Origin of the sequence: Gordonia gummivorans, assembly GCF_022513585.1 — a bacterium.
In the GTDB taxonomy this organism is placed as follows: Bacteria; Actinomycetota; Actinomycetes; order Mycobacteriales; family Mycobacteriaceae; genus Gordonia.
In genome coordinates, this window is the sequence record NZ_JAKWBF010000032.1 from 46,548 (window position 1) to 66,039 (window position 19,492).

The 19,492-nt window shown below is 65.7% G+C and carries 17 protein-coding genes; 14 read left to right on the forward strand and 3 right to left on the reverse strand.

Annotated elements, in window-relative coordinates; translation table 11 throughout:
* The first annotated feature begins 6 nt into the window (after positions 1-6).
* Both MKW15_RS19950 and MKW15_RS19955 read left to right on the forward strand, forming a co-directional pair.
* Entirely contained in the window at positions 7-1,650 is a 1,644-nt protein-coding gene (locus MKW15_RS19950) for an acyl-CoA synthetase (protein ID WP_240861214.1), read from the forward strand.
* A gap of 1 nt (position 1,651) precedes the next feature.
* A complete protein-coding gene (locus tag MKW15_RS19955) occupies positions 1,652-2,788 on the forward strand; it encodes an NAD(P)H-dependent flavin oxidoreductase (protein WP_240861216.1) in 1,137 nt (378 codons plus the stop codon).
* 298 nt (positions 2,789-3,086) lie between these two features.
* Here MKW15_RS19955 and MKW15_RS19960 read toward each other — a convergent pair whose 3' ends face one another.
* Genes MKW15_RS19960 through MKW15_RS19970 form a run of 3 tightly spaced genes read right to left on the reverse strand, consistent with a single transcriptional unit; the run spans position 3,087 to position 6,966 of the window.
* Positions 3,087-4,598, reverse strand: a complete 1,512-nt coding sequence (locus tag MKW15_RS19960; RefSeq protein ID WP_240861218.1) for a long-chain-fatty-acid--CoA ligase — start codon at positions 4,596-4,598, stop codon at positions 3,087-3,089.
* On the reverse strand, positions 4,599-5,738 hold the full coding sequence (locus MKW15_RS19965; protein ID WP_240861220.1) for an acyl-CoA dehydrogenase family protein: 1,140 nt from the start codon (positions 5,736-5,738) through the stop codon (positions 4,599-4,601).
* Between the two features lie 25 nt (positions 5,739-5,763).
* The gene (locus MKW15_RS19970) at positions 5,764-6,966 is read right to left on the reverse strand and encodes an acyl-CoA dehydrogenase family protein (protein ID WP_240861222.1); all 1,203 of its coding nucleotides are present in this window, start codon (positions 6,964-6,966) and stop codon (positions 5,764-5,766) included.
* A 135-nt stretch (positions 6,967-7,101) separates the two neighbouring features.
* On the opposite strand from MKW15_RS19970, the gene MKW15_RS19975 reads away from it, so the two are divergent.
* The 12 genes from MKW15_RS19975 (at position 7,102) to MKW15_RS20030 (ending at position 18,874) form a co-directional block, all read left to right on the forward strand.
* Positions 7,102-7,296, forward strand: a complete 195-nt coding sequence (locus MKW15_RS19975; protein ID WP_240861224.1) for a ferredoxin — start codon at positions 7,102-7,104, stop codon at positions 7,294-7,296.
* A gap of 85 nt (positions 7,297-7,381) precedes the next feature.
* Positions 7,382-8,272, forward strand: a complete 891-nt coding sequence (locus tag MKW15_RS19980; RefSeq protein ID WP_240861226.1) for a 3-oxoacyl-ACP reductase — start codon at positions 7,382-7,384, stop codon at positions 8,270-8,272.
* A gap of 124 nt (positions 8,273-8,396) precedes the next feature.
* Positions 8,397-9,161 carry an MlaE family ABC transporter permease gene (locus tag MKW15_RS19985; RefSeq protein WP_240861228.1) on the forward strand — a complete coding sequence of 255 codons (765 nt, stop codon included), beginning with the start codon at positions 8,397-8,399 and terminating at the stop codon, positions 9,159-9,161.
* A gap of 1 nt (position 9,162) precedes the next feature.
* Positions 9,163-10,014, forward strand: a complete 852-nt coding sequence (locus MKW15_RS19990; protein ID WP_240861230.1) for an MlaE family ABC transporter permease — start codon at positions 9,163-9,165, stop codon at positions 10,012-10,014.
* A gap of 3 nt (positions 10,015-10,017) precedes the next feature.
* Positions 10,018-11,196 (forward strand): MCE family protein, encoded by a 1,179-nt coding sequence (locus tag MKW15_RS19995; protein WP_240861232.1) that lies wholly within the window; start codon positions 10,018-10,020, stop codon positions 11,194-11,196.
* Positions 11,189-12,253, forward strand: a complete 1,065-nt coding sequence (locus tag MKW15_RS20000) for an MCE family protein (protein WP_240861235.1) — start codon at positions 11,189-11,191, stop codon at positions 12,251-12,253. The genes MKW15_RS19995 and MKW15_RS20000 overlap by 8 nt, the downstream gene beginning before the upstream one ends.
* Complete coding sequence (locus MKW15_RS20005; protein ID WP_240861237.1) at positions 12,250-13,473, forward strand: MCE family protein; 1,224 nt, start codon at positions 12,250-12,252, stop codon at positions 13,471-13,473. The genes MKW15_RS20000 and MKW15_RS20005 overlap by 4 nt, the downstream gene beginning before the upstream one ends.
* A gap of 2 nt (positions 13,474-13,475) precedes the next feature.
* On the forward strand, positions 13,476-14,735 hold the full coding sequence (locus MKW15_RS20010) for an MCE family protein (RefSeq protein WP_240861239.1): 1,260 nt from the start codon (positions 13,476-13,478) through the stop codon (positions 14,733-14,735).
* Entirely contained in the window at positions 14,717-15,988 is a 1,272-nt protein-coding gene (locus MKW15_RS20015) for an MCE family protein (RefSeq protein WP_374247548.1), read from the forward strand. Before MKW15_RS20010 ends, MKW15_RS20015 begins: the two co-directional genes overlap by 19 nt.
* Entirely contained in the window at positions 15,985-17,406 is a 1,422-nt protein-coding gene (locus MKW15_RS20020; protein ID WP_240861241.1) for an MCE family protein, read from the forward strand. Before MKW15_RS20015 ends, MKW15_RS20020 begins: the two co-directional genes overlap by 4 nt.
* Entirely contained in the window at positions 17,403-18,230 is an 828-nt protein-coding gene (locus MKW15_RS20025; protein WP_240861244.1) for a hypothetical protein, read from the forward strand. The genes MKW15_RS20020 and MKW15_RS20025 overlap by 4 nt, the downstream gene beginning before the upstream one ends.
* Positions 18,230-18,874 carry a hypothetical protein gene (locus tag MKW15_RS20030; protein ID WP_240861246.1) on the forward strand — a complete coding sequence of 215 codons (645 nt, stop codon included), beginning with the start codon at positions 18,230-18,232 and terminating at the stop codon, positions 18,872-18,874. Before MKW15_RS20025 ends, MKW15_RS20030 begins: the two co-directional genes overlap by 1 nt.
* The last annotated feature ends 618 nt before the right edge of the window (positions 18,875-19,492 follow it).

Below are 19,492 nucleotides of genomic sequence, written 5' to 3' on the forward strand. Positions count from 1 at the left end.
GTTGCCATGGCCTATACGATTGCCGATCTCATCGAGCATGCCGTCGACCTGATGCCCGAGCGCGTCGCACTGGAATCCGACGGTACGTCGCGTACCTACTCCGAACTTGAGCAACGATCCAACGCGCTCGCGCACAAACTCCGCGAACTGGGGGTGAAACCCGGCGACCGAGTGGGTCTGTACAGCCGAAACACCATCGAATCGGTCGAGGCGATGGTCGCCATTTTCAAAGCTCGTGCGGTGATGGTGAACGTCAACTACCGCTACGTGGAGTCCGAACTCGAGCACATCTTCACCGACTCGGGGATGTCGGTGCTCATCCACGAGCGGCAGTACTGCGAACGCGTCTGCAACACGTTGCCGAAAGCGCCCGATCTGCGGCACCGGATCGTCATAGACGACGGCACCGAGACCGATCTGCGGTGCGCGGGGTACTCGGATGCGATTCGGTTCGAGGACGCCATCGCCGAATCGCCGGGCGAGCGTGACTTCGAGGAACGCTCCTCCGACGACCTCTATATGCTCTACACCGGCGGCACCACGGGACGGCCCAAGGGTGTGGTGTGGCGCCAGGAGGACATCTGGCGCGTGCTCGGCGGGGGTATCGACTGGTTCAACAGCGAGCCGGTGACCGACGAGTGGAAGCTGGCCCGCGACGGTGCCGACGGCGGTCAGTTGGTGCGGTTCCCGATTCCTCCGTTCATCCACGGCGGGTCGCAATGGGCGATCTTCCAGTCGCTGTTCGGCGGCGGCAAAGCGGTCGTCTATCCCGAGTTCAGTGGTTCTGCTGCGTGGGAGATCGTCGCCCGCCATGGCGTCAACGTCATCTTCATCACCGGAGATGCCATGGGGCGCCCGATGATCGAGGCCCTCGCGGAGAATCCCGACCTCGACCTCAGTTCGGTGGTGACGGTCGCGTCGTCGGCCGCACTGTTCTCGCCGAGCGTGAAAGAGCAGTTCCTGGACCGCTTCCCGAATGCGATCGTCATCGACGCGATCGGGTCGTCGGAGACCGGCTTCGGCGGACTCGGGGTTGTCGCGAAGGGCGCGCCGCACACTGGTGGCCCACGGGTCAAGGCCGACAGCGAAACTCACGTCCTGCGCGAGGACGGCACTCGGATCGAACCGGGCAGCGGTGAGGTCGGCGTGCTGGCGCGGACGGGCCACATTCCGCTGCGCTACCACAACGATCCGGAGAAGTCGGCGAAGACATTCAAGGAGTTCGACGGCGTACGGTATTCGCTACCAGGCGATTTCGCGCAGCTCGAGGCCGACGGCACCATCACGATGCTCGGCCGTGGTTCGGTGTCGATCAACACCGGTGGCGAGAAGGTATTCCCCGAAGAGGTCGAGGGAGCACTCAAGGCGCATCCGGATGTCTTCGACACCGTGGTCGTCGGGATCGCCGACGATCGATGGGGACAACGGGTGGCCGCAGTCATCGCGACTCGTGACGGCGCACGCCCAACGCTCGACGAACTCAACGACGTCGTCCGCAAGGAACTCGCCGGCTACAAGTGCCCGCGCAGTGTGTGGTTCGTCGACGAGATCAAGAGATCACCGGCCGGGAAACCCGACTATCGGTGGGGCGCATCGATCACCGCGGAACGGCCCGCCGACGAGGCGCACGCTCCATCCGGAAGGCACTGACATGCGTACAGAATTGGCCGACCGGTTCGGCATCGACTACCCGATCTTCGGCTTCACCCCGAGCCAGCACGTCGCCGCGGCGATCAGCCGTGCCGGTGGCCTGGGCGTCCTCGGCTGCGTGCGGTTCAACGAGGCCGACGAGCTCGACGAGGTTCTCGAGTGGATGCACGAGAACACCGACGGCAAACCGTTCGGCGTCGACATCGTCATGCCGGCCAAGATTCCCACGGAGGGAAGCAAGGTCGACCTCGATTCGATGATCCCGCCCGAGCATCGGGCCTTCGTCGAACGGACGCTCGACGACCTCGGTGTGCCGCCACTGCCGGGTGGCGATCGGGTCGACGCCGGGGTGCTGGGCTGGTTGCACTCGGTGGCCCGCTCCCACGTCGACGTCGCGATGGAGCATGCGCGTAAGTACGGCCAGATCAAGCTCATTGCCAATGCGCTGGGATCGCCGCCGGCCGACGTCATCCAGACATCGCATGACCACGGTGTGCTCGTCGCCGCTCTCGCGGGCGCGAAAGATCACGCGCTGCATCATGTTGAGGCGGGTGTGGACATCGTCATCGCCCAAGGTTACGAAGGTGGCGGCCACACCGGTGAGGTCACGTCGATGATCCTGTGGCCCGAACTCGTGGACGCCGTGGGTGATTCGGCGCCCGTGCTGGCCGCCGGGGGTGTCGGCAGCGGTCGTCAGATCGCCGCCGCGATCGCGCTTGGCGCACAAGGGGTGTGGATGGGTACCTATTGGCTCACCGCCGCCGAATACCGGTTGGGCATAGCCGAAGGGGCCGAGGGGCCGTCGACGGTGCAGAAGGCGCTCCTGTCGGCGACCTCCCGCGACACCGTGCGTCGTCGCATCTATTCCGGCAAACCCGCGCGGCTGCTCAAGACCAAGTGGACCGACGCCTGGGATGCGTCCGGCGCACCCGAGCCGCTGCCGATGCCGCTGCAGAATCTGCTCGTCGCCGAGGCGCATGCACGTATCTCGCAGGCAGACGATCCGGAAGTCGTCGCGATGCCGGCCGGCCAGATCGTCGGACGCTGCAACGACATCGTGCCGGTCGCCGACATGATCGCCGGGATGGTCGCCGAATACGACGAGGCGGTCAAGCGGTTGGATTCGACGCTGGGTTAGCCCGCGGCTCCGTTCCGCACTCGGGACGCCATCCCGCTCGCTGAGGGGCCCACCGCTACCTGAGCCCTCTCCGCTCCTGAGTTCTGTTCCGCTCCCTGAGGTGCGAGGAGCGCAAGCGACGAGCCTCGAAGGGCCTGGTGAGCTGACGTCACCAGGCCTTCGAGGCTCCTCGCAAGGGCTCGTCGCACCTCAGGCAGCGTAGGTTGGCTCCGTTCCACGGATTCATGCTCAGGCAGTGGTTGGAGCGGATCGGGCCTCTTCGAATCGGGCAGCGGTAACGGATTGTGCTGGTCGCTGCTCAACCAGCAGTGGGGGCGTGATACGTCCGGCCGGTGCGCACCCAAGTCGGCGGTGTGCGCTCGGCGGCGAGTTCGCGTTTGAGGGTCTTGAACGTCGCGGTGGTCGGTAGTGCGTCGACCACCCGAACGCGATGCGGCCACTGCTTGGGGCCGAGATCGGTTTGTGCGGACAGGAATTGGCCGAACTCAGCGGGGTCGAGGTCGTGGGCAACCAGGACGGCCTCGATCTCGTCGCCGATCTCCACGGGCACGCCGTACACCGCGACCTGGGCGATCCGCGGGTGACGCAACAGGATTCGTTCGATCGGTCCGGTGCCGAGGTTCTCGCCGTCGACGCGCATCCAATCACCGAGGCGGCCCGCGAAGTGGAGATAGCCGGCGTCGTCGACCCAGGCGAGGTCGCCGGTGTGGTAGATCCCGCCGCGCATCCGGTCGGCGGTCGCCTTCTCGTCGCGGTAGTACCCCGAGAAGAGGCCCGAACCAGCGGAGTTCACGATCTCGCCGACCTCCCCGACGGCCACCGGGAGACCCGAGTCGGGATCGACGACGGCGGTCGGCGCGCGGAGCGGACCGAGGGCGTCGGCCGGGGTGTCGGGTGTTCGCGTGATGGCGACCCCGCCCTCGGTGGACCCGAAGCCGTCGACCACTCGGCAACCAAATCGGGTGGCGAAGCGGTCGCGATCGGATGCGGTGGCCTCGTTGCCGTACATGATCCGCAACGTGTTGTCGGCATCGTCGGGCGCTTCGGGCGTGCTGAGGATGTAATGCAGCGGCTTGCCGACGTAGTTGGCGAAGGTGACGCCGTATCGGCGCACATCGGGCAGGAACCCCGATGCGGAGAATCGTTGGCGGACAGCGACACCCGCACCGCCGGACAGTGCGACCGACCATCCGGCGATCACCGCGTTGGAGTGGAACATCGGCATCGACAGGTAGACCACGTCGTCGGCGCCGATGTCGAAACGTTCGGCGAGCATCTGCCCGCTCACGGCGAACGTGCGTTGGGTGCAGCGGACGGCCTTGGGATCGCCGGTTGTCCCGGAGGTGAAGATCAGCATCATCAGATCGTCTGGAGTCACGACGCCGAAGTCGGAGGAAACGCTCGAACCGACCAACGTCTGCCACTCCGGCTCGTCGACGTCGATCACCCGAACTGCGTCCAACGCAAGATCATCGAGCAGGTGACGGGTAGCGGCGTGGACGAGCACGATCTGACAGTCCGCGCGGGCGATGTCGGCGGCGAGCGCTTCGCCGCGTCGTGTCGTGTTCAGCCCGACCAGGACGAACGCACCGAGTCCGGCCGCGCCGAGCAGCAGGCTGAATTCGACGGAGTTCTCCATCAGAACCCCGACGTGCGGTGGCCGATCCGGGCTCAACACACGGCGCAGCGCGGCTCCCCGGGTACGGGAGGCACCGAGATGCTCTCGCCACGAGATGAACTGATCGCCACAGCGAACGCCCCTGTTGTCGACGTCGCCGATCCCGTGCAGGAGTCCTGCGATTGTGTCCACTCAGACGGGAGCGGCCGCGAGTGCGGTGCCGATGGTGCGCAGCGAGGCCGGCAGGTTGCCGGCGGTGAATTCGTTCTGCTTGGCGCGCAGGAAGTATCGATGCACGGGATGGCTGGTGTCGAGGCCGACGCCGCCGTGGACGTGGACCGTGGTGTGCGCCACCCGATGCCCGGTCTCGGCGGCCCAGAATTTGGCGGTGGCGATCGCCGTGCGCAGGTCGGCGTCGGACACTCCGTGGGTGTCGTCGTCGGCGTTGGCCAACAGCCATGCCGCCTGCGTGGTGGTCAGTGACAGACCCTGAACGTCGATGTAGCCGTCGGCGAGTCGCTGTGCGACGGCTTGGAAGGAGCCGATCGCCCGGCCGAACTGCTCGCGCTCGCGTGCGTACTCGGCGGTGAGTTCGAGTGCGCGCGAAACGATTCCGGTTTGCTCGGCGCACACAGCCAGTGCCAGACGATTCGCGATGTTGGTGACCGCGTCGACCCCGCCGGCCAGCACGGCATCGGAAGTGACTGCGACGTCGGCGAACTCGACCTCCGCGATCGGGAGCAGTCCGGTGGAGACGGCCGTGGTGACGCGGACACCGGGATCGTCGGCGGGAACCGCCACCGCGACAGCGCCGTCGGGTCCGATCGCATTGACCACGAAGAGATCGGCGGCCTCGGCGTAGGGGACGTTGACCTTGACCCCGCTCAGCCGTCCGTCGGCCGACAGGGTCGCGGTCGGCGTGGTGGCGTCGGGCCCGAGGTCCTCTTCGAACGCCACGGTCAGCACGGTGGTGCCGGCAGCTGCGGCGGCCAGAATGCGTTCGCGCAACGACTCATCGGCCCGGGCGGCGAGCACGGGCAGCGCGGCAATGGCGTGCGGACCGAACGGTACCCGCGCCAGCGTCCGGCCGAGTTCCTCAGCGGCAACACAGTTCTCGACGGCGGACAGGTCGCCGCCCGACTCGCCGACGAGCGTCGACGGGATCTCGAGACCGAGCAAGCCTGCCGTCCCGAGTTCGCGCCAGAGGTCGGCGTCGATGGGTGCGGCTGCGGCCTCGAGTTCGGCGGCGCGCTCCGGTGTGCTCAGGGTGGTGGCGATGTCGCGCACCAGTCCCTGCACATCGGTGGCGGACTCGGGGAGCGTGAAATCCATGGGTGATCCTTCGACTCAGATGGGGTCAGCGGCGCTGGTGCGGGAGGCCGAGGGCGAGCATGGCGATGATGTCGCGCTGGATCTCGTTGGTGCCGCCACCGAAGGTGAGAATGAGCGACGTCCGCGCGAACCGCTCCAGCCGACCGTGCAGGTGCGCGCCGGGACTGTTCGCGCGCAGGGTGGCGGACGGCCCGACGACCTCCATGAGCAAGCGGTAGGCCTCGGTGGCGAACTCGGTGCCGAACACCTTTGTCGCGGAGGCGTCGGCGGGACTGGGTGCCTCGCCGGATGCCGCGATCGACGCGATCTTCCAGTTGATCAGTTTGAGGAACTCCACCTTGGCGTGCACGCGGGCGAGGTTGGTCTGCACCCACGGTGCGTCGATGACCCGCTGGCCGTCGCCGGTCTTGGTGTGCTGTGCCCATTCGATGGTCTCGCGAAGAGCGGTCTGGATGGGTGCGGCGCTGCACAGTGCCACCCGTTCGTTGTTGAGCTGGTTGGTGACCAGTGCCCACCCGCGGCCTTCCTCGCCGACGAGTGCCGATGCCGGGACGCGGACGTCCTGGTAGTAGGTGGCGCTGGTGTCGACGCCCGACATCGTGTGGACGGGCGTGTAGCCGAACCCTTCCGACGTGGTCGGCACGATGAGCACCGAGATCCCACGGTGCTTCTTGGCGCCGGGTTCCAGGGTCGACGGATCGGTCCGGCAGGCGAGCCAGATGTAGTCGGCGTAGGCGACCAGCGACGTCCACATCTTCTGGCCGTTGACCACGTAGTCGTCACCGTCGCGCACGGCCGTCGTGCGCAGGGCGGCGAGGTCGGTGCCCGCTCCGGGCTCCGAGTAGCCGATCGAGAAGTGCAGTTCGCCTGCCGCGATCTTGGGCAGGAAGAACGCCTTCTGCTCGTCGGTGCCGTAGTTCATGATCGTCGGCGCCACCGAGTTGATCGTCAGGAACGGGACCGGGGCGCCGGCGATCGCGGCCTCGTCGGTGAAGATCAGCTGATCCATCATCGAGCGGTTCTGCCCGCCGAACTCGGTGGGCCAGCCGAGCGCCAGCCATCCGTCGCGCCCCATCTGGCGGACGACGTCACGGTAGGCGTCACCCTGGCCGAGTTCGCCATCACCGCTCGTCAGCGCCGCGCGACGCTCGTCGGTCATCAGCGCGGAGAAGTACGTTCGGAGCTCACGGCGGAGTTCGGCTTGCTGTTCGGTGTAGGCGATGCGCATCGGTACTCCGTCAGTAGACATTTGTTGATCTGGTGGGCCGCAACCCGGCCCGGTATCGTCAACTTCTGAAACACGTTCTAACCTGTTGAGCTACAGCCCGTCAACCGGTCGTGAGTCGATGAGGAGATGGTTGCCATGCGTATCAAGGCTGATTTTGACCTATGCGAGTCCAATGCGATCTGTGTCGGGATGGCACCCGACATCTTTGACCTCGACGACGACGATTACCTGGTGATTCTCAAAGACGAAGTCCCCGAGGGGCGCGAAGAGGAACTGCGTCAGGTGGTCGCCAACTGTCCCAAGTCTGCGTTGTCGATCGAGGAGGACTGAACCTGGGACATTTGTCCATTCGGTTCCATCTCGGGAGCGAACATGCTAGAACAGGTTCTAGTTTTCAGCTCAGGGAGGAACAGCGGTGGGACAAACACTCCAGGGACGGGTCGCGGTCGTGACCGGTGCGGGTGCGGGCCTTGGCCGAGCCGAGGCCATCGGCCTCGCCGGCGAGGGAGCGTCGGTTGTCGTCAACGACCTGCCCGCCGCGCTCGAGAGCAGTGATGTGCTCGACGAGATCAGCGCGGCCGGCGGTCGGGCGATCGCGGTCGGCGGCGACATCGGCGACTCGGCGACCGCGACCGCCATCATGGCCGCGGCCACCGAACAGCTCGGCGGGCTCGACATCGTCGTCAACAATGCGGGCGTCGTCCGCGACAAGATGCTGTTCAACATGACCGACGACGACTGGGATCTCGTGATCCATGTCCATCTGCGCGGTCACTTCCTGCTGAACCGCAACGCGGCCGCGTACTGGCGGTCGGCGTCCAAGCAGGCGGGTGGCCCGGTCTACGGGCGGCTGATCAACACCTCGTCGGAGGCCGGCCTGCTCGGACCTGCCGGGCAGGCGAACTACGGTGCCGCCAAAGCGGGAATTACCGCGCTGACGATCTCGGCGTCGCGTGCGCTGCAGTCCTACGGGGTGCGCGCCAACGCCATCTGTCCGCGCGCGCGGACCGCGATGACCGCAGCGACCTTTGGCGACGCGCCCGACGAGGGCGTCGATCCGCTCGCGCCGGAACACGTGGTGCGGTTGGTCAACTATCTGGCCGGGCCGGATTCGGATGGCGTGACCGGACAGGTGTTTGTGGTCTACGGTCCTCAGGTGACGCTGATGGCTGCACCGACCGTCGACGAGGTCTTTGCCGCCGACGGTGACGCGTGGGATGCCGATGATCTGTCGAAAACGCTGACCAGCTACTTCGCGGGCCGTGACCCGGGGCGCGGCTTCTCGGCCAGCGCCTTGGTCAACTGACCAAACCGGCGGGTATCTGCGTGATATTTTCGCGGTGGTCGTCTGGGCGAGCGAAGCGACGGGGTACTTGCAACGAGCGAGCGAAGCGACGGGGCGGTTCCTACGGCGACGGTGAGGAGTGCTGGTGTTAGGGAAGCTGGCGACGCCACTCGGGGGGATCGGAGATTTCGTTGCTCTCGGTGTCGAGTCGGCCCGTGAGCTCTTCCATCGCCCCTTCCAGTGGCGCGAGACGGTGGAGCAGTCGTGGGCGATCGCCCGGGTGTCGATGGTGCCGACCCTGCTCGTCGCGATTCCGTTCACCGTGCTGGTGAGCTTCACCCTCAACATCCTTCTTCGTGAGATCGGCGCACAGGATCTCTCGGGAGCGGGTGCGGCGCTCGGCACCATCACCCAGATCGGACCGATCGTCACGGTGCTGATCGTCGCGGGTGCCGGCGCGACCGCGATCTGCGCAGACCTCGGTGCACGCACCATTCGCGAGGAGATCGACGCGATGAAGGTGCTCGGTATCAATCCGATCCACCGCCTGGTGGTCCCGCGGATCATCGCCTCCACCGGGGTGGCCCTCCTGCTGAACAGCCTCGTCTGCACCATCGGCATCGGCGGCGGCTTCGTCTTCTCGGTGTACTTGCAGGACGTCAACCCCGGCGCGTTCGTCGCCAACCTGACCTTGCTGACGGGGTTCGGTGAGCTGATGATCTCGATGGTCAAGGCCGCGCTGTTCGGGCTCTTCGCCGGGATGGTCGGCTGCTATCAGGGACTGAACGTGAAGGGCGGCGCGAAGGGCGTCGGCGACGCCGTGAACGAGACGGTGGTCTACTCCTTCATGGCGCTGTTCGTGGTCAATGTGGTCGTGACCGCCGTTGGTCTGAAGGCGACGGCGGGCTGAGATGGTCCTTCCCTTCACCACCCGATTCCACACGGCCCGTGTGGCCATCAAACGTGCCGGCGAGGACTGGGATCAGATCGGCGATCAGGCGCTGTTCTACTGGGACAGCATCGTCGCGATCCCGCGTGCGCTGCGCCTCTACAAGAAGGAGACGCTGCGGCTGATCGCGGAGATCTCCATGGGCACCGGCGCGCTGGCGATGATCGGCGGCACCGTGGTGGTCGTCGGCTTCCTCACCCTGTTCACCGGCGGAACCATCGCGGTCCAGGGCTACAGCTCGCTGGCCAACATCGGTGTCGAAGCGCTCACCGGATTCTTCTCCGCGTTCATCAACGTGCGCATCGCCGTGCCGGTGATCTCCGGTATCGCGCTTGCCGCGACGATCGGCGCAGGTGCGACCGCCCAGTTGGGTGCCATGCGGGTGAGCGAGGAGATCGACGCGCTCGAGACGATGGCGATCTCGTCGATCCCGTACCTGGTCAGCACCCGGATCGTGGCCGGTCTCGTGGCGATCATCCCGCTCTACGCGCTGGCGTCACTCGCCTCGTTCCTGGCCAGCCGCTTCGCGACCGTCTTCATCTACGGCCAGTCGCCGGGCGTCTACGACCACTACTTCGACACCTTCCTCATACCGTCGGACATCCTGTGGTCGTTCGTGCAGGCGATCTGCATGGCGGTCGCGGTGATGCTGATCCACACGTACTACGGCTACAACGCCTCGGGCGGCCCGGTGGGCGTCGGTGTGGCGGTCGGGAACGCGGTGCGGGCATCGCTCGTTGTTGTGGTCGTGATCACACTTTTGACCTCGCTCGCCATCTACGGCGCCGACGGCAAGTTCAACCTGGCGGGGTAGGGGATGACACGTAGGCAGGAGCGCTCCCGCGGGGTGCGGCGGACGGCAGCAGTGGTGATGGTCGGTGTGATCGTCGCCCTGGTGGTCGGTGCGACGGCGCAGTTCCTCGGATGGTTCTCGGGCACCCAGCAGGTCACTCTGGTGGCGCCGCGTGCCGGTTTGGTGATGAATCCCGACGCCAAGGTGAAGCTGCGCGGCGTCGAGGTGGGACGTGTCGACACCATCACCGAGACCGATGGCCAGGCGGTCCTCACCCTGAACATCGACGACTCGCAGATGGCCCACATCCCCGGCAACGTCACCGCGGACATCAAGTCCAACACGATCTTCGGTGCCAAGGCGGTGAACCTCAGCATCCCGCCGGAAGGGGCGCAGGGGCATCTGACCGCCGGGGCCGAGATCTCCGCCGATCGGGTCGTCGTCGAACTCAACACCGTCTACCAGCAGCTCGTCGCGGTACTCGCGGACCTGCAGCCGGAGAAGCTCAACGCCACGCTCGGCGCCATCAACACCGCGCTCGCCGGCCAGGGGGCCGAGATCGGGGTCGCGCTCGATCAGCTGTCGGGTCTGCTCGGCAAGACCAATCCGCATCTGCCCGAACTGAATCGGCTGTTCCGCGAGGGCGCCACCGTGACCAACGTGTACGCCGACAGCATGCCGAACCTGCTGCGTACCGTCGACAACTTCACCTCGATCGGCAACAACCTCGTCGACAACAGCAGCAACCTCGACGCGCTGCTGATCAACACCACCGGAATGGCCAACACGATCGACGGGGTCGTCGCACCCACCAAACCCACGCTGATCTCGGCGCTCACCGACATCGGTCCGGTGGCCCGGCTGCTCGGCTACAACGCACCCGGCATCAAGTGCTTCATCACGTCGACGGCGTCGGCCGCACAGATCGCCGCGCCGTACATGGGCGGAAAGAACGGCAACCTGATGCTCGACGCCAGTATCCTGCCCGGCAAGGACCCCTACCAGTACCCGTACGACTTGCCGCAGGTGCGCGGCGCGGGCCCCCCGACGTGCGAGACCGGGCTGAGCAACCCGTCGTCTACCGAGCACACGAAGTTCTACGTCACCGACAACGCCAACTACCCCTATCAGCCGAGGACCACGCCAAAGGTGAACTCCCAGAAGCTGTTCCAACTCATCTTCGGCGAGCCGGCCCGTGGATAACCGTGCCCGCGCGTTTCGCGCGACCGTCATCAAACTCGGGGCGTTCACCATCGTGATGGTGCTGGTCTTCGTCGCTCTCGTCGTCGTGTTCAGCCGGTACCGGTCGGGGTCGTCCAACGACTACACCGCCGTGTTCACCAGCGCGTCGGCCATCAAGGCGGGCAGCAAGGTGAAGATTGCCGGCGTCGAGGTGGGGTCGGTGGGAGACGTCTCGCTCAACCGCGACAACCAGGCGGAGATCGAGTTCACCGTCGACCAGAAGTACCCGGTGCCCAAGTCGGTGCGGGTGCTGGTCCGCTACGAGAACCTGACCGGCGACCGCTACCTCGAACTGCAGCAGGGCACCGGCAACGTCAACGAGTTCCTCGACGACGGTGCGGTGATCCCGGTCGCCCAGACCGAGCCCGCGCTCGACCTCGACAAGCTCGTCGGCGGGTTCAAACCGCTGTTCCGGACGCTCAACCCCGACGAGGCCAACGACCTCACCGCGTCGATCATCAAGGTGTTCCAGGGCGACGACCAAGGCCTCGCGCTGACCCAGTTGCTGACCAACACGAATCAGTTCACCAATGCGATCGCAGACCGCGACAAGCTCATCGGGCAGGTCATCGACAACCTGAACACCACCCTGGGCACCATCGACGGCGACCGCCAGGGCCTCGACACCAGTCTCGATCTCCTGCAGCAACTCGTCACCGGACTCAACGAACAGCGCGGCACGATCGGTGCCGCGATCACCCAGACATCGCAGGTCACAACCGGACTTGCCAGTCTTCTGGGTTCCACGCGCACCGACCTGACCCGCACGATCGCAGCGACCGGCAAGACCTCCGACGAACTACTCGTCGCCGAACCGTATATCCGAGCGCTGATCTCGCGGTTGCCCGACGACTACAAGAAGCTGTCCAACCTGGGTAGTTACGGAGCATGGCTACAGATCTACTTCTGCCGCATTCGGATTCTGCTGGGCGGACCGGGTGGTCAGCAGGTGTTCTTCACGTCGAATGACGTGATGGGCAACACGACCCGCGCCGGGGGGAGGTGTGCGCAGCAATGAGTCTGCCGTTCGGCGGCATGTTCTCCAGCCGCAGAAGCGCCTCCGACGAGGCCGACGTCGCCCGTGAGAAGAAGCGGGGTGGTCGTGGCCGCGTCCAGATCGGCGTGATCGGTCTGGTCGTCACCGCGCTGGTCGTGATCACCGCGATGCAGATGGACAAGCTGCCGTTCCTCTCGCCGATCAGCACCTACAGCGCCTACTTCGACGACGCCGGCGGGCTCGTGAAGGGCGACATCGTCTCGGTGTCGGGCGTGCAGGTGGGTACGGTCGAGTCGATCGCGCTCGCCAAGACCGATCAGGGCACCAAGGTGCGGGTGTCGTTCCGCATGAACGACACCGTCGAACTCGGTGACACCTCACAGGCGGCCATCAAGACCGAAACGGTGTTGGGCCGACGCAACCTCACGGTGATCCCGCATCCGGGTGATCGGATCAAGCCGGGCGGCTCGATCCCGGTGACGCAGACGATCTCCCCGTACTCGCTGCAGGATGCGCTGGAGGGCGCCACCTCGACCCTGTCGGAGACCGATACCGACCAGCTGAACCTGGCGTTGCGGACCCTGACGGTGACCTTCCAGAACACGCCACCGCAGGTGCAGGGCGCGGTCAACGGCGTCGCACGCCTGTCGACGACCATCGCCGAACGGGACAACGCGCTGCGCGCACTTCTGTCCAAGGCCAACCAGGTCAGCAGGGTCCTCGGCGATCGCAACCAGCAGATCAATCAGCTTCTGGTGGACGCCAATTCGCTGCTCGGTGAGGTGCAGACGCGCCGCTGGGCGCTCGGTCAGCTCATCGTCGGACTCCGGGATGTGACGCGACAACTGAACGCCTTCATCGCGGAGAACAATCAGCAGCTCAAGCCGTCGCTGGACAAGCTCAACCGGGTGATGAAGATTCTCACCGACAAGGAAGCCGACCTGAAGAAGACCATCGACCGCCTCGGGCCGTATGCCAACACATTGGGCGAGGCCGTGGCGTCCGGACCGAACTTCGATTCGCTGGTCGGCGTCAGCACGTTCGGTGACTACACCGCGGCGTTCATGTCGGCGCTGCGTGGGAAGTATCCGCAGCTGTGGAAGGCGATCATGTACTCCGGCTTCCCGTTGCTGCCCAACGCGTGGAGCGCAGCGCCGCCCGCCGGCACCGACCCGCCGCGGCCACCGGCACCGAAACCGACCTATCCGACGCTCACTCCGACACCGAGACCAGGGGGCTGACCATGACCATGGGACGTCGCGTGATCCTGGCCGGGCTGGCGGCACTGCTGGCCGTCGCCGTGGTAGTGGTCGGATTCACCGTGTTCACCCGCGCCACCACCAACACCTTCACGGCCTATTTCCGGTCGGTGACCAGCCTCTACAACGGCGACCCGGTGCGTGTGCTCGGCGTCAACGTCGGCAAGGTCACCGAGATCACCCCGCGGCGGGGTGACGTCAAGGTTGTCCTGCAGGTCGACAAGAACGTCGACATCCCGAACGACGCCAAAGCGGTGATCGTCGCGCAAAGCCTGGTGTCGGGACGGTTCGTGCAGCTGACGCCGGTCTACTCCCAGGGCGCCGCGATGTCCGATGGCGCGACCATTCCGATGGAGCGCACCGCGGTGCCGATGGAATGGGACGACATCAAGAAGCAGCTGACCCGACTCACCGAGGCGGTCGGCCCGGAGGCCGACAACAACGGCACGGCGGCCGACGCCATCAACACCTTCGAGGCCAACCTCAACGGCAACGGTGCGGCGATCAACACGTCGATCACCCAGATGTCGGAGGTGATGGGGACGCTCGCGGCCGGCCGCGGCGACCTGTTCGCGACCATCAAGAACCTGCAGAAGCTCACGGACGCGCTGTCGCAGAGTCATGAGCAGCTCGTGCAATTCAATGGCCGGATCGCCTCGGTCAGTTCGGTTCTTGCGGAGAACACCACCGAACTGAATGGCGCACTCCACGGCCTGTCCACGGCGATGACCGAGGTGAAGACCTTCATCGACCGCAACGGCGCTTCGATCACCGCGTCGTCGCAGGGGTTGGCGAACTCGCTGCGGATCGTCGCCGACAAGGACGAACAGCTGCGTGGTCTGCTGCACTCGGCACCCAACCAGCTCGCGAACTTCTTCAACATCTACAACCCGTTGTCCGGCGCATTGTCGGGCGTGTTCGGCCTCGGGATGGGCACCAACCTGATCACGCTGCTGTGCGGGACGATGGACGCGAACAACCGGCCCGGATTCTCCGGCGCCGACGTCGACCATTGCGTCGAAGTGCTCGCCCCGATTCTCACCACGATTTCGATGAACTATCCGCCGTTCCTCGCGAACCCGGTGTCGGGCAAGAACGCCAACCGCGATCAGATCACCTACCAGAACGCGAGTGTGCGGGCGCGTGCACAACAGAACGAGCAACGCATCGACAACGAGACCCGGCGCGACAACCAGAAGTCCGGACTTCGAGGGCTGTTGATTCCATGGGAGACCGGACGATGAGGGGCGGGGCGTCGGGGCGCCGCTGGCTGGTCGTGATGTCGGTCGTGGTCGCGACGATTCTTGCGGGATGCTCCTTCGACGGCCCGAACTCGCTGCCCGTGCCGGGTGCACAGGGCACCGGCGACGGTGACTACGAGATCACCGCGGTCATCCCGACCGCCGCCGGGCTGGTCAACAACGCGCCGATCCTGATGGACGACGCGACCGTCGGCAGCGTCGGCGACATCGAGGTCAAGAACTGGAACGCTCAGGTCACGATGCGCTTGAGCAAGGGCACGATGGTGCCTGTCGGTTCGCACGTGATGGTCGGGATGACCAGCGCGCTCGGGTCGATGCATCTGCAGATCGTGCAGCCGGAGAAGCCGACCGGGGCGATGATGCAGGCCGGCGACGAGATCCCGCTCACCAAATGCCCGGAGCAGTCGAACATCGTCACCGACCCGAATGTGCCCGCGGTCCCGGACGTGAACTCCGCTCAGCAGGTCGCACTGTGCACCTACCCGACCACCGAGCAGGTGCTGAGTTCGCTGTCGGTGGTGCTCAACGGCGGTGGCCTGAGCCAGTTCGGCGACATCGTGCACGAGATGGATCAGGTGTTCTCCGGTCACCAGGACGCCATCCGGGCGCTGATCCCACGCCTCAACACGCTCGTCGGGGACCTGAATGTTCAGAAGGCCAACATCATCAAGGCCACCGAGGGACTCGACCGACTCTCGGCGACGATGAACCAGCAGAGCCCGACGATCGAGAAGGCGCTGGCCGACGGCCCACGTATCCTCCGGTTGCTCGTCGACCAGCGGGTGCATCTCACCGACATGCTGGCCGCCGTGACGAAGGTGTCGCGGACGACCAACGACGTCCTGAAGGCCAATACCGACGACATCCAGACCTTTGTCCGAGGACTGCGTCCGGCCCTGGAGCAGTTGGCGGCCACCGGTCCGGCCCTGTCGCAGTCGTTGAACATCCTGCTGACCTTCCCGTTCTACGAACCCATGATCCCGACGATCGTGAAGGGCGACTACGTCAACTCCGACCTCGTCCTTGACCTGACCCCAGCCCGGTTGAGCAAGAGCATGTTCGCCAGCATCGGACTCACGGGTCCGGAGGGCGTGCTGGGGCGTCGGGCGGGGGCCGCGGCGCGTGGCCTCAATCCGTTCACCGGTCCGCTGCAACCCGGCGGTGAGCGGCCGCGCGACACCAATGAGCCGGTGCCCGCGCCCGGAATGGTGCCGCCCGGAGGTGGTCATCGATGAAGATCAGCAAGTTCGTCCGCATCCAGCTGATCATCTTCGCGGTCGTGACCGTGGTCGCGATGGTGGCGGTGGGCGTTTACTACATCCGAGTGCCGTCGATGTTCGGGGTGGGCAGCTATCGCGTCGACCTCAACCTGCCGAGCAGCGGTGGGCTCTATGAGAATGCCAATGTCAGCTTCCGGGGCGTCAACGTCGGCAAGGTGGAGGCGGTGCGGCTCACCGACAACGGGGTCACCGCCGAGCTGACCATCCACAACGGTGCCGAGATCCCCGCGTCGTCGCAGGCGTCGGTGCGCAGCGTGTCGGCGATCGGTGAGCAGTACGTGGAGTTCACCCCGCCGCCGAATCCATCCGGCGACAACCTGTCCGAGGGTTCGCAGGTGTCGAGTACCGATGTGCCGGTGGAGATCTCGACGATGCTCGACCAGGCCGACGCACTCTTGCAGAAGGTCGGCGACACCAAGTTGCGGTCGCTGATGGACGAGGCGTTCGTTGCGTTCAACGGCACCGGCGAAGCGCTGCAACGACTTCTGGACTCGATGGCGTTGTTCGTCGACGAGGCCAACAAGAACACCGACACCACGATCTCGCTGGTCGATCAGGGGGGTGCGCTGCTCGCCACCCAGTCGCGGACCGCCGACGACATCCGGTCCTGGACGCGGGACGTCACCACCTTCACCGACCAGTTGCGGGCCAACCGGCCGGAGATCACCGACATCCTCACCAAGGGGCCGTCGACGGTGTCGACGAGCGAAGATCTGTTCGCGTCGATGAACCAGTCGTGGCCGCTGCTGGTCTCCAACCTCGGCGTGGTGGCCAAGACACAGGCCGTCTACTTGCCGAACATGCGGCAGATCCTGGTCATCTACCCGCGGCTGATCGCGGCGCTGATCACCGCGCTGAACACGGGCAGCGTCCGGTATGGACCGAACGTGAACTTCTCGCTCGGTTTCCAGGACCGCCCACCGTGCAACATCGGCTTCCTCCCGAAGGAGCAGTGGCGCTTCCCGTCGGAGCAGACCGCACGCGAACTGCCGGCCGGCATGCTGTGCCGGGTGCCGCAGAACTCGAACCTCGCGGTGCGCGGTGCGCGCAACTACCCGTGCGTCGAGTACCCGGGGCGACGTGCGCCGACGCCCGCGGAATGCCGGACCGGCTACAAGCCGAAGCCGGGAACCGTGGATCCATTCCAACGGGGGCTGCCGTTCGGGCTGAAATGGGAGGCGCAGCGGTCCGGTAACGTGACGCCGGGCACCCCGTCGAGCTACAACCCGGCCCCGGCGGTGTACGCAACCACATACGATCCGGCTTCCGGCGACTTCATCGGCCCGGACGGCAAGACCTACAACGCCGGTACCGGAAACAATGCGCAAGGCGGTACATGGCAGTCCCTGATCACGAAGACGGTGGGCAAATGACACCCGAATCCGACGTACACGAGAAGACCCCGACGACCCGACGCACACGACCCGTTCGCACGTCGCCGATGGGGCGGGCGAAGAAGAAGCCGAAGCCGGCGCCGGTCGAGACAACAGCCTCACCCGACGAGGCGACCTCCCCGCTGATCGAGCCGGCACCGAGCCGCAAGGCGAGGAGCCGTGTCGAGATCACTGCCGACTCCACCACCGAAATCGAACGCGATCCGAGTGAAATCGAGCGCACCGTCAGCTATCGGGAGCGACGGCAGGCGCGGATGTCGTCGGGTACCGACCGCAGCACCGTGCCGAAGGTCCGCTACCGCGGTTCGTCGTCGGGCTCGCGTCGAGACCTCGCGCTCGCGATCGTCGCCGGGGTTCTCATCCTCGCTTTCGTGGCCGCGTCTGTGGTCTTCGCCGTGGGAATCAACCGGCAGAAGGATCTCGACGCGTTGCGCGCCGAGTACTCGTCGTTCGCGTCGCAGTTCATCATCAACCTGACCAGCATGAATCCGTCGAACGTCGACCAGGTCCTCAAGACGGTGCAGGAAGACTCGAGCGGCAAGGTGAAGCAGCAGCTGCAGGATTCGTCGCAGCAGGCGGTCGGGCTGGTCCGCGACACCAATGTGGAGACCAAGACGACGATCCTCAGCGAGGCGGTCACCAAGGCCGAACCCGACGAGGGGTCGGTGATCATGGTGTTCGGCTGGCAGCAGCGTTCGCTGGACGGCAAGCTGCCGATGCAGGTGCAGACGTTCCGGTGGCGGGTCGACATGACGCGCATCAACGGCGACCTGAAGGTCACCAACTATGAGTGGGTGGCGTGATGAAGATCAGCCGGAAGCAACTGGTCGGGGCGGTGCTGGCAGTGCTGCTGGTGGCGTCCGCTACCGCCGCGGTGTTCCTGGGGATGCGCTTCTGGGACGGACGCGCGACGGAGAAATCTCGCGAGACGTCACTCGAGGCGGCCAAGCAGTACGCGGTGACGATGTTCGGCTACAACGCCGGCAACATCACCGACCACATCGATCAGTCGATGTCGATCCTGACCGGTGGGGCGAAGCCGGAATACGTCAAGACCATCACCGAGGCGAGTCTGGCAGCCGAGGTGCGCAAGCAGGATGTGGTCTCCGAGGTCACCATCCAGGATGCGGGTGTGGTGACGAACACCCGCGACACCTCGACCGTCCTTCTCTTCATCAACCAGTCGGTCACCCGCAAGGGCAACAAGGAACTGGTCAGCATCAACCCGAGCCGCCTGACGTACACGATGCAGAAAGACAGCGACCGCTGGCTGGTGAACGCGATCGACGTGATCACCGACGACTCGTTCCGCGGCAAGGTCGACGTCGTGTCGTCCGTCCCGCCCGGCGCGAAGCCGGTCCCCGGTCTCAAACCCCCGGTGTCGGCGCCGCCGAGCGGTGCGCCGTCGACCACCGTGCCGGGTGCGATTCCGGTGCCGACGCCGTAGCAGTCACCCGCTCCCTGGCTCGACGAGTTAGGTGACCGACCGCGATGACCTGCGGAAATGCGCCAGCGTCGTGCCCGCAAAATTTAGGGGAAGAGTTTCTTCCCCGGGGTTCGTAGTCGTCCGCGAGAAATTCTGGGGGAGGACACCAAGGGTCGGGGAAGAAAACTCCTCCCCTATTTCTTGTGGGCGCAGGTGCCTGGCATCGCGTTCGGCGGAGTGCGACGCCCGACGACTGGTGACTGAGCTCGGGCCCGTCAGCGTCCGCTTCCGGGACATACCCGAAAGACCACCGCCAGGGGCTCGATCCTGGCCACCGGCCCCGACGCACCTTCCCGACTCAACTCGAGTTCTCGAGGATGCCCGAAAAACCCTTTGCGGCACCGCGAAAGCGGGCGTAGGTTCGCGTGTACACAAGGAAGGAGGTGGTCTGGAATTGATTGACATACGGACACGTGAGGTGACCATCCGCTAGCGCTGACCGTGTGGCATTCGTATGTCGCACGAGGCGAATCCGTCTCGGCGCCGGCGAATACCCGATGGTCACCCGGCCCCCGCACCCCGACCCGTCCGGTCGGATACGCCCGTACTCGGGTGGTGCGGGGGCCGCTTCGTGTCGCC